This is a genomic window from Campylobacter sp. (assembly GCF_019423325.1).
Lineage (GTDB): Bacteria > Campylobacterota > Campylobacteria > Campylobacterales > Campylobacteraceae > Campylobacter_B.
This window is the reverse complement of record NZ_JAHZBQ010000001.1, coordinates 683,083-695,813: the sequence shown is the minus strand read 5'-3', so window position 1 is coordinate 695,813 and position 12,731 is coordinate 683,083. Positions and strand designations below refer to the sequence as shown.

Sequence of the window (12,731 nt, the reverse complement as noted above, 5' to 3'; positions counted from 1 at the left end):
ATAGCCTAAAATCATTAAAATTCTTTGATATAATTGCGCGATGAAATTTCTAAAATTTACGTTAAAAATCACGCTATTTTGCGCATTTGCATTCGCTATGTTTTTGATCTTGGACGCGCTTTATCCGCTAAATTTGGATATGCTAAACAAGCAGAAGAGTAGAATTTTATATGATCGAAACGGCGAAATTTTAAATATGCAGATCAGCGACGATCAAATTTGGCGCTTTTACGCGAGCGCAGACGAGATACCGCCGCGGCTGAAACAAAGCGCGATCTACTTCGAGGATCGCTATTTTTACTACCATTTCGGCGTCAATCCAGCCTCGATCCTGCGCGCGGCTACGTATAATTTTACGCAAAATTTTACTAAAAAAAGCGAGGGCAACGTCGAGCGCGTCGGAGCTTCGACGATTACGATGCAGGTTGCGCGTATGATGCGCCCCAAACAGCGCAGCTACAAGAACAAAATCATCGAAATTTTCAACGCCTTTCAGCTGGAGTGGCACTTCAGCAAGGATGAAATTTTAGGAATGTATTTCAACCTCGCCCCATACGGCGGCAACATCGAGGGGGTCAAAACGGCGGCGTATTTTTACTTCAAAAAGGATCTGCGCGAGCTTAGCAACGCTCAAATCGCGCTTCTTAGCGTGATCCCGAAAAACCCGAACAAAAACCGCCTGGACCGCAGATCAAACATCAACGCGCTTAAAAACCGCCTAATTTCGCAGCTGCGGCAGGGCGGCGTGATTTCGCAAAGCGAGTATGAGCGTGCCCTCGCAGAGCCCTTCTCGCCCAGACGCTACGCAGCACCCAATTACGCGCCGCATTATGCGCTGTTGGCGTTTAGCAATTATAAAATGCAAAATTTCATCGCTAAAGATGATGCAAATTTCACTCAAAATTTAAAGCAGGGCGGCACGCCCGGCGGGACGGCGGGGCAAGCAAGCTCGGCTGCGCACCGAACCGCGGCGGCAGAGTCAAATTTTTCGGACGCGACTAGTGCCGAATCAAATTTTACGGCTGCGGCGAATGTTAGGGCGAATTTATCAAGCGCCGTAAACGCGCAGGCGGGAGCGGATTCGAAAGAAGCGGAGACGACGGAGAGTTTAAATTTGGGCGGACGGAGGGGTCTAAATTTAAAAGAGCGCGAAGGCGCAAAATCGCAGACAGGCGTAAAACTAAATGAACGAAAGAGTACAAATTTAGATGAGCGGCGAGATTTTATTGCCGTACATCCGTCGCAAAACTCGCAAAGTCTAAATTTAAACGAGCAACGAGCCACTGCGTATTCGCCGCAGAATTTTGGCGCAGATGCAAATTCAAATAAACGACAAACCGAGTATTTGCCGCAAAATCCGAGTGCGGATATAAATTTAAACAAGCGGCAGAACGCCTCCGGTGCCGCACATCCGTACCAAGAGCCGCAAAATTCGCAAAATCTAAATTTAAATAATCGGCAAGATACCGCACATTTACCGCAAAATCCGCAGGCAGATACAAACTCTAGCGAGCGGTCGCGCATAAATTTTATTGTACAGACAAATTCCGTTTCGGATGTTAGTATGCAGGCGGATTTCACCTCGTCGAACGCTAATGCTCAGACAGATTCTACTTCGGACGCCAAAATGCAGACGGCTTCTGCTGCAAGCGCCGAATCGCAGGCAAATTCCGCTCCCAACGCCAAGATGCCACAAAATTTCGCTTTAGCCGCCCAGGCGCAGATAAATTCCGATCCTAACGCCAAGACGCAGGAAAATTTCAAAAACTTTAAAGGGAGCTCGCAGTCCAAGGAGCAAACTGCGCTAGCGCAGGAGCTTGCGCGTCTAAACGAGGGTAAAATTTATTCGAGCTTGGATCTGAAAACCCAGATCGCGCTTGAGGGTTTTTTGAAAAGCGAGATCCTCTCCCTGCGCGATAAGGGCGTTAGAAACGGCGCTGCGGTGCTGATCGATAACGAAAGCATGAGCGTGATCGCCTACGTCGGCAGCCACGATTTTAGCGGCAGAGAGGGGCAAAACGACGGCGTTCGTTCGCAAAAAAACGTGGGCTCGACGCTCAAGCCCTTCATCTACGCCAAGGCCCTTGAGCACGGGCTCATCACCCCTTCAAAAAAGCTGATCGACGCGCCGATAATCTTCGCGGGCTACGTGCCGCGTAACTACAATCAGGGCTTCATGGGCGCGGTGAGTGCGACTGACGCGCTAAGTCTGAGCCTGAATATCCCTGCGGTGAAGCTAAATTTGATGCTTGAGGGCGACGGGCTGTATGAGATGCTATCAAATGTGCATTTGGCGGAGTTTAGCAAGGATTATTACGGCGCAGGTATCGCGCTGGGAAGCATTTCGATGAGCCTAATGGATCTTGCTCGCCTTTACAGCGCGTTTGCAAACGGCGGGAAGCTACGAAAGCTCGAAATAGCGGGCGCAAAGATCGGCGACGATGCTAAAATTTTAACCCCGCAGAGCGCCTACGTCGTAACGCAGATGTTAAGAAACGCGCCGCGCTCCTACCTCGGCTCGGTGTGGCAAAATACCCTAAACGCGCCGCCGCTGATGTTTAAAACGGGTACGAGCGCCGATGCGCGCGATCTCTACACCGTCGCTCTGACACCGAAATTTACCCTCGGCGTCTGGCTGGGAAATTTCGACGGCTCCAAGACTAGGGATCTTAGCGGCGGCGTAAGTGCCGCAAAAGTGGCGTTTAATATGTTTGCCTTCCTCGATAAATCGGGCATGCTGGGCGAGGTGGAGTTTGCGCGTCCTACGGGCGTGAGCTTGCGGCGAGTATGCACCGACGCGTACCGCGAAAAGGAGTGCGCTCAAAGCGCCGAGGATCTTACGATCGATGGAGTTGAGCCCAACGAGGAGTGCGAAATTTACGGTACGAGCGAGCTTTTTTATCTGCTAAAACACGGCCTAGTCGATCCGCAAAAGGTGCGCGCAGGAAGGTGCGCGGCTAAATTTGCCGCCGTAAAGCCCGTACTAAACGACATCAACGCCAAAACCTACGAGACCGGCGCGGACGGCTTTTTGCGGCTTAAAGTGCAGTGCACGGCGGTTTTTGGCGAGCGGGTATATATCAGACTAAGCGGCGGTTCGCGGGAGTTTATAGTGCTAAATTCCACTGCGTTTACGGGGGAGAATTCCACAGATTTGGATTCCAAGCATTCTAGCACGGCGCAGCAAGATAATTTAAAGCAAAATTTAGTACAGCAAAATTTTGTAGAACAGAATTCTGCGGTACAAAATTCTATGCGACAAAATTCAGCGTCGCAGAATGTAAAATCACAAAATCTTACGAAGCAAAATTCTGCGGGATTGAATTTTATAGCTGAAAATCCAGTCACACGGAATTTGGCGTCGCAAAATTCTATCTTGCAAAATTCTACAGAGCAAAATTCGGAGACTCAAGATTTCACAGCGAAAAATTTTACGGATCGAAATTCCTCGCAACAAAATTTCACGGCACGAGATTTTACCACGCAAAGCCTAACGCCTGCAAATTCTAAAGTTAAAACGGGAGAATATTTTGCGCGCACTAACGGCGAGGCTTTTACGCTAAGTCTTGGAGCAGGGGATTTCGAGCTTGGCTGCTTGGACGAAAATGCAAATTTCGCTAAAGCAAATTTTAGAGTAAATGAAAGAAAATAAAAGGTTAATTTGTATATAATTTCGTAAAATTTTTGCAAAGGAATTTTATGAAGACAAAACTACTAAGCGCAGCGCTATTTTGCGCTTTGGCTAGCTTTGCCGCGGGCGTAGAGATCAAATACGCTAGCGGGGCTTACGAGATTAGCGGGGTGGACGGCAGTGGATTTAGCGTCACGCAAAAGCAGATCTTAAAATGCACTCCCAAAATCACGGGCATCTACGAAAGCGTGAGTGAAAGCTCAATCAGGCTTTATCCAAAGCCGATGCTTAGCGCCGGGGTTAATTATTCGTGCGAGGCGCGCGGGGTGCGCTTTGAGTTCGAGACAGAGCCTTTTAGCACCGAGCATATTGCGCTTCTGCGTCCGGGGTTAGTGGCAATTAAATTTAACGATGCGGTTAGCAAGGACGCACTACAGCAAGCGACTAGAATTTACCGCGCGCAGAATTTAGCCCAAAACGACATATCCTACGAGCTTAGCTCGCACGATGATAGGAATTTTTTATTCAGCTTCGATCCTAAGGCGCAAAACGTCGTATTGCAAATAGAATCCCTCACCTCAAAAGCGGGCGCAAAGCTGCAAAATCCGGTGGAGCTGCGCACGGACGAGGAGCCTTTTAATGATAGCATTAACGCTTCAAATTTAAGTGGCGTGCAGATCCGCCCTGCGGCTCTAAAAGACGGCTCGCTCGCGGCTAGAGTGTGTTTTCCTAACTATATGGACGAGCTGTCCGCCAAATACGTAAGAATCGCAGGCGTGAGTAAATTTAGCCTCACTCAGCCGCGATATTATTATTATGACGAAGATGAAGAGGATGGCGGAAGCGACGATCCTTCATGTTACTACTATGCAGATATAGTAAGCGACGAGTTTATGCCGAATAAAAGCTACGAGATCAGGCTGCTAAAGGGCTTCGGAGATAGCTCATATATTTTGCGTGACGAGATAAAACAAAGCGTAAAAATGGGCGACAGGCTGCCTTTCGTAGCCTTTAGCGACGAGAAAAATTTTATCCCAAAATCCGCTTCGTTAGCTTTTAAAAGTTCAAACGTAAATGAGGTTAAAATTTCGATTGCCAAAGTCCCTGAGCAAAATTTTAGGTATTTTTTAAACTTTGAAAGCAACGAAGATAGTGTAGGTGGGTTAGCTAGCGAGATCGCGGTTAAGAGCTTTGATATAGGAGGCGCTAAAAACGCCGTTGCGGAACATAAAATCGCGATGGATTTTAAAGGCTACGAGGATGGAATTTATAAAATCACGGCGTTTTACAAAGTGGGCGAAAAGATGCAAGAGGTTTCGCGCGTAGCCTATCTTAGCGACATTACGGCTCAAGTGGTGCTGCTTGAGCGCGGTGCGCTAATTTATACTTCTAGGCTTAGTAATGGCGAGGAGCTAAGCAGAGCGAAGGTTAAAATTTACAGCGATAAAAATGAGCTAATCGTAGAGGATAAAACGGACGGAGATGGAATTTTGCGATTAGAAAATATGGAAATTCTAGCCAAAAACCCGCGCTCTATCGAGATTAGTAAAGGCGATGAGCATGCGTTCGTGCTATTTAATAACGCCGTAGCAAGCGTCGAGAAAACGATTACTGCAAAGCGTCCGTTTGTTTATCTCGCAAGCGAGCTGATAAGCCCGAATGAGCGGCTTTTAGGCACGATCGTGATGAAAAATCGCGATTTTAGCTCTTTAAAAAATACGCCGATTAAATTTAAAATTTACGATCCTAGCGGCACTGTGGTCATCACGCGCGCGCAAAACACCGATGAGTTCGGCAGCGTTAAAATCGATGAGCTGATGGGCGAGAAAAGCGGCACTTACCGCCTAGATCTCATCTATGAGGATAAAATCATCGCTTCTAAAAGCTTTAGCGTAGAAAATTTCCTCCCAAACCGCATTAAAAATGAAATTTTAACTGCTAAAGACGAATATGGCGCGGATGAAATCATAACTTTAAAGCTAAGCTCAAACTATCTTGCAGGCGCGCCAGCTGGAGATTTGAAAGGCTCGCTAGAAGCAAACGCCTATGAAAAAGAGCTAAAAATTAAAGGCTACGAGGGCTTTTCGTTTCTAAACGATCGCTTAAAGAAAAAGGGCGCTACGCAGCTTCGTAGGGCAGAATTTACGCTAAGCCCCGCCGGTAAAAAGGAGCTTGCACTCTCGCCGGCAGCAGCTGATCTTAATGTCTCTAACGCCATAAATATTCTACTAAATTTCAGCGTAACCGAGGAGGGTAAAAACGTAAGTGCATATCGCAGCCTGAGCTATCTGCCTTATGATCGTATCGTAGGAATTCGCGCGAGCAAGGATTTCATATCAAGCGGCGATAGCGTAAAATTCGGCTTTGCGCTGCTAGATTCCAAAACCAAAACCGACGTCAAAGGCAAGATCGACGTTGAAATTTACCGCGACGATTTTACTTACGTTTATGACGGCAACAGATACGTCGAGCAAGAAAGCTTTAATCTCGTAAGCGCCGTTAGCACCGATGCGCGCGAGTTTGAGTATAAATTCCAAAACGGCGGCAATTATCTAATCGTCGCAAACGATTACTCAAGCGGCGCAAGTGCTGGCGTGCGCGTGGATGTAAGCGGCTGGGGATATTATGGACGGGTAAACGCCAAAGACGTGCAAAGCGCTAAAATCAAACTCGCAAGCGACAAGGTTAAAGCCGGAGATAAAATTAAAGGCGTCATCAATTCGCCGGTAGAAAGCGGCGTGCTAAATATCTCGCTCGTAGGCGAGCAGGTTTACGACTATAAAATTCTATCCATAAAAGGCGGTAGCGCGGAATTTGAGCTTAGCGTGCCGGATAATTTCGTCGGAGGACACATCAACGCTGTAATCGCGCGCGCCGCGACACCCGCTGCGATGCCGCTTAGAGCCTATGCAAACGTGCCGGTGGCGCTAGATGCGAGCTCGCACAAGGCTAACGTGCAAATCCTAGCCGAGAAAAGCTACAAAAACGGGCAAAACGCGCAGATCAGCGTAAAAAGCGAGCCAAATTCCAAAGTGGTGCTCTACGCAGTCGATCTTGGAATTTTAGATATCGTCTCACAAGAGGAGCTTGATGCATTTAAGGCGTTTGACGTTAGCGCGTATTTTGCGCTGCGGTACTTTGACATTTACGACGATCTTAGCGTGTATCAAACTACTGCAAAAGAGCTAAGCTTCGGCGGCGACGGCGTGATGGCGAAAGCTAAACGGAATTTAAGCCCGGTCGAAAACAAAAAGCAGAAAAAATTTATCAAAATGCTGATCGCAAAAGCGGATGCAAACGGCGAGGCGAAATTTGAGCTTGCGATGCCGAAAAATTTTAACTCCACGATCCGACTAAGCGCCATGGCTATCGGAGAGGCGGCTACGATCGGCTCGGCAAACATCGAAGCCAAGGTCCGAGACGACGTGATCATAAAGCCCGCCGATCTAGCCTATATGGTGCGCGGCGATGAAATTTCTGTGCCGCTAACGCTCATCAACACCACTGATAAGGAGCAAAAGGCGGTCTTAAAAATCAGCTCATCTCCTTCGGTCGCTATAAGCGGCGGTGAGGCAAATTTCACGCTCAAACCGCTTGAGGTCAAGCATACGAACTTCACCGCAAGCGCACTTGATATTGCGGATGCAAATATTAAATTTGATCTTGACGCAAACGGGCAGAAATTTAGCAACGACGTGGAATTTGACATAATCAGCCAGTTCCCGCGCTCGAAGCTATTTCACGTAAGCTATGGCGATAAGCCGGTAACGCTCAAAATCGATCCGAGCTATAAAGAAATTTATACTCACATCAGCGCTACGCCTAATGCTTTTAGCCTAGCGGACGAGTTATATCTCTATCCTTACGGCTGCACCGAGCAGCTTACTTCAAAGATGGTAGCGGTTGATTATGTCGCACGCAAAGACTCCAATAAAACCTTAACCAACCGCGTAAACGAGTATGCAAGTAGAATTTTATCTCGCCTCAAACCTAGCGGTAGTTTCGGCTACTGGAGTGCTCACGGCGTTACTAATTACTACGCTTCGATTTACGCAAGCGACGTTTTACTAGAGCTTGACGCGCGCTATAAATTCCTTAGCAATAAGCAAAGATCGCTGATATTTAGCGCCTTAAAATCAGACTACGAAGATCAAGCGACGCTTCGAGTATATGCGGATTTCGTGCTAGATCAATACGGCAAGCTGGATGACGATGAGATAAATTTCATTTACGACAACGGCCTTTATGACAACTCGCCGATGGCTCGCATCGCTATGGCTGCGATACTTAAAAAGCACAATATGACGACCGAGTTTAACTTCATGCGTGAAAAAATAAACCAAATGGATTATGATTACGCCGAAGATGGAGCGGGCTTGACGTTTGCTAGCGACATAAGAGACGCCGCCTTTAAGCTCTACGCATTCGGCAAGGCGGGCATCAAAGACGATAGCACAAGCAAGGCGGCTATCGCGCTCGTGCGCAACCTAAAAGATGCGGACAATACGCAGGAGAGAGCGAGCGTTATACGCGGATTTGATGCGTATTTTAAGGACGCGAAAAAAGATATTAGCTTTGCTTTGAAATACGACGGCGAGACGAAAAATTTTAATTCGCCGCTGGATACCAAGCTTGCGGTTAAAGACGGCTCGATAGAATTTACGCCGATGAGCGGCAACGGCGAGCTGTTTTTTACGGTGCTGGGATTTGGATATGAAAGCGCTGCGGTCAAACACAATCCGCTTAGCATAAATAGACCGTTTGATAACGACCGAGATAAGAAGGTTGAAATTTATCGCGAGTTTCTCGATGCTCGCGGCAACATCGTCGATCTAAACAAACTCAAAGTAGGGCAGAAAATTTACTCTAAGATCAGCTGGCGAGCGAATCATTATCTGTATAATTTCGCAATCGACGAGGCGATGCCTAGCTGCTTTGAGGCGGTAAATGAGCGCCTGGGCTCGGCCGCACAGGCTCGCCCGGAAGGCTTTGTGGATAGCGTAGCGATCGAGCATACGGAGTATCTGTACGACCGAGTACTTCACTTCCCGAAAAGCGGTTATTTTTACTACGATCCGCAAGAGGGCCATAATAGTACCGGCGTCATCTACACGCCGATAAACGTGATCATGTCGGGCTCGTGCGCGCTTCCTGCGATCTCTATCGAGGATATGCAATACGAGCGAGTAAATAACTACGATCTGCAAACGCTTAAATTTAAAGTCGCTCGCTAAGGCGTAGCGGCTTTAAAGCTCGGCGCGAATTTTGCATTCATTGCTATTTTCGTGCCGAGTGCGCTTTTGCGTTCACAAGCATTTTGCAAACGAGCGCCTGATAAAATTTTAAAATTTTAATTCCGCTCGCCCGCCGAATTTTCAAATTTTATATTAATCCCTAAATTTCATAGCTTTTTACTATCTATTTATAAAGTTATTCTATTTGACTTACATTTAAATTCGAGTTATCATTTCTTTTAAATATACACTTTCAATTAAAGGAGTTGCAAATGCAAGACGTATCAAGACGTAGTTTTTTAAAAATCAGCGCGGTGGGTGCGGGGGCGCTTGCGCTGGGAGCTAGTAGCGCGTGCGCGGCACAAAACGCCAAGGACATCAAATTTGACGAGGAATACGACATCGTCATCATCGGCACCGGTTTTGCGGGACTTGCCGCGGCGATTAAAGCCAGCGGGCGCGGCAAAAAGGTGCTAGTGCTTGAAAAAATGGGTCGCGCGGGCGGAAATTCCGTCATCAACGGCGGAAATATGGCCGCTCCGATGAATAAATTTCAAGTAGCGCAGGGCATCAAAGACAGCAAGGAGCTTTTTATCGCTGATGCCGTAAAAGACGGGCTCGGGCTTAACCATACCGATCTTTTGGGCGTGATGTTCGATCGCAGCAACGATGCGGTGGATCTTTTGGTAGGCTGCGGAGCGGAGTTTAGCGATAAGTTGATCTTTGAAAGCGGCCACAGCGTCGCAAGAAGCTTGCAATCGACCAACGGCTCGGGTTCGGGTTATATCCAACCGATGATGGGTAAACTTCAAAACGATCCTAACGTCACGATCAAAACTCGCACGAAATTTGACGATTTTATTGTGGACGACAGCGGCCGCGTCGTGGGTGTAGAAGCTCGCGAGGAGTATAAATTTGATCCGAAACTCTTTAGCGACGATCTGGAAAACAAAAGCGGCGAGAAAAAGAGCTACAAAGCTAAAGACGGCGTTTTGCTAGCCTCGGGCGGATACGGACGCGATCTATGGTACCGCCAGATCCAAGATCCGCGCGTAGTGCCTAGCATAGACAGCACCAACCATCCGGGAAGCTCGGCAGGAGCGATGCTAGCGGCAAACGGAATCGGCGCATTTACCCTTTTAACGTCATGGATTCAGTTCCTTCCGTATTGCTCGCCCGACGAAAAGGGCTTCGGCGCCGCAGTAAATTTCACCAACCACTGCTGCAACACCTACGGTCTAACCGTCGATCCAAAGACCGGCAAACGCTTTATGGACGAGCACGCAGGGCGCAAGATTAAGGCGGATGCTTGCTTTAAGGTCATCGGCGAGAGCGAGAAAAACGACAACTATCCGGTAAACGTCTGCGACTCTCAAGCCGTCGCCGCACGAAACCCGGTCTATACATCAAGGCCGCTGGAAGCGGGCGTCGTGAAGAAATTCGATACGCTAGAGGAGCTTGCGAAGGCTTATAACTTGCCGCTGGAGCCGTTTTTAAAGACCGTCGCGGATTATAACTCTTACGTCAAAGCGGGCAAAGACCCAGAATTCGGCAAAGTGGTAGATAAGCTAGACGGCATCGACGTTTCCAAGCCGCCGTTTTACGCAAGCCGCACGATGCCGAAGGTGCACCACACGATGGGAGGGCTCGAGATCAACACCAAAGCTCAGGTAATCTCTAGCCTTACTCACGAGCCGATCCCAGGGCTTTGGGCTGCGGGCGAGGTAACCGGCGGCGTGCACGGTGCGAGTAGGCTCGGAACCTACGCGATTCTTGATTGTATGGTTTTTGGAATGATCGCTGGCGAAACAATCGGGGCTTAAATTTAGCACCTGCAAAATTTCGGCGCGAAGTGGTTGCAAACGCGCGCTTTATTAAATTTCGGCGCGAAGTAGCGGTGCGTGCTTTGCGCCGAAATACTATGTGCGCCTTTAAAATTTAGAAGTAGAGCCGCAAAGCGTGCCGCGGAATTTTAAAATATTTTAAAATTTAAAGCGCTTAAAATTCCGCGGCGCGAGTTTTAAATTTGAATACCGCGCACTTTAAAATTTTATAGCGGCGGCAAAATTTCGCACAGGCGGCGAGCAAATCCGTGCGCCGTAAATTTTAAAATTTACGCCTAGACTCCGGCTAGCGGAGCGGAATTTATTCGCTTTAAATTTGCGCTTTTAAAATTTTCTTTTCTAAATTTTTAAAATTCTATCACTAAGTCTTTACGTTAAATTTTAAATTTCGCTACGTGGGTGTATAATCTATAAAATTTCAACGCAAGGAGCAAAAAATGCAAGAAATTTCAAGACGAAATTTTATGAAAATCGGCGCGGCGGGAGCTCTGGCTTTAGCTGCAAGCAGTGCGAGTGCAACGCAAAACACCAAAGACGTAAAATTTGACGAAGAATACGATGTTGTTGTTATCGGTAGCGGTTTTGCAGGCTCGATGGCGACACTTCAGGCTCTTAAGCGCGGTAAAAAAGTGCTTATGATCGAAAAGATGGGCCGTGCGGGCGGCAATTCCGTCATTAACGCCGGTAATATGGCGGTGCCAAATAATGAATTCCAAAAAGCCGCGGGCATCACGGATAGTAAGGAGGCTTTCATCGCAGATTGCCTAAAAGACGGGCTAAATTTAAATCACGTAGATTTGCTAGGCGTCATCTACGACCGCGCAGGCGATGCTTTTGAATACCTAAAAAGCATCGGAGTGGAGTTTTCGGGCAAGGTGATATCTGCTAGCGGACACTCGCTAAAGCGCGCCGTACAGGCCAAAAATGCTAGCGGCTCGGGCTACATCCAGCCGATGCATAAGGCAATCGAGGAAAATGCAAATGCTGTAATCAAGAAGCGTACTAAATTTGATGATTTTGTCGTGGACGACAGCGGTCGCGTCGTAGGCGTGAAGTGTCGCGAAGAATATAAGTTCGATCCGCAGCTTGCTAGCGATGATAGGGAAAACAAAAGTGGCGAAGTAAAATTTTTTAAAGCCAAAGATGGTGTCATTTTGGCTGCGGGCGGATACAGTTCGGATAAATGGTTTCGCGCGCAGCAGGTGCCGTATCTAAAAGACAATATCGAAACCGTAAGCCAACCAGGCGCTACCGCAGGTGCGCTTATCGCGGCGATGAAGCTAGGTGCGAATCCTTTGCAACTCAGCTGGATTCAACTAAATCCTTATACTAATCCTAGCGAGAAGGGATTTGGTACTTCTGCGCTATTTTCAAATCACTGCGCTAACGACTATGGTCTAACCGTCGATCCAAAGACGGGCAAACGCTTTATGAACGAGCACGCCGGGCGCAAGATCAAAACCGAAGCGATCTTTAAATGCATGGCGGAGAGCGAAAATAACGACAACTATCCCGTAAATATCTGCGATCAAGCCGCAGTTGATGCAAATAATCCGGTCTATACGTCAAAAGGCGTAGAAGCAGGCTCAATTAAAAAATTTAATACCTTGGAAGAGCTTGCAAAATTTTATAAAATTCCGCTGGAGCCGTTTTTAAAAACCGTCGCGGATTTTAACGGCTATGTCAAAGCAGGAAGTGACCCGGAGTTTGGCAAGCCTTTGACAAAAGCCGATGTAGGCGGTATCGACGTATCAAAAGCTCCATTTTATGCGTGCCAAACAAGCCCGAAAATTCTTTACTGCATGGGCGGCGTGCAGATCAATACCAAAGCTCAGGTTATCGACGCAGCTAGCGGCGAGCCGATCGCAGGGCTATATGCAGCGGGCGAAATCACCGGTGGCGTTCACGGCGCAAGTAGGCTCGGTACTATGAGCATGGCTGATTGTATGGTTTTTGGAATGGTGGCGGCAGAAAATATCTGAATTGATTTTGCTTTTTTAGGGTGCGACGGCATATTTAAAT

General features: G+C 47.7%; 4 protein-coding genes. All 4 read left to right on the top strand.

The genetic code is table 11. The features are described from left to right. The first annotated feature begins 40 nt into the window (after window positions 1-40). Window positions 41-3,652, top strand: coding sequence for a transglycosylase domain-containing protein (locus tag QZ367_RS03155; protein WP_291937239.1), 3,612 nt, complete (start codon window positions 41-43; stop codon window positions 3,650-3,652). 47 nt (window positions 3,653-3,699) lie between these two features. Next, window positions 3,700-8,865: an alpha-2-macroglobulin family protein gene (locus tag QZ367_RS03150; protein ID WP_291937237.1), complete on the top strand. Its 5,166-nt coding sequence runs from the start codon at window positions 3,700-3,702 to the stop codon at window positions 8,863-8,865. 272 nt (window positions 8,866-9,137) lie between these two features. After that, window positions 9,138-10,688 (top strand): flavocytochrome c, encoded by a 1,551-nt coding sequence (locus QZ367_RS03145; protein WP_291937234.1) that lies wholly within the window; start codon window positions 9,138-9,140, stop codon window positions 10,686-10,688. A gap of 458 nt (window positions 10,689-11,146) precedes the next feature. Continuing rightward, window positions 11,147-12,691, top strand: a complete 1,545-nt coding sequence (locus tag QZ367_RS03140) for a flavocytochrome c (protein ID WP_291937230.1) — start codon at window positions 11,147-11,149, stop codon at window positions 12,689-12,691. The last annotated feature ends 40 nt before the right edge of the window (window positions 12,692-12,731 follow it).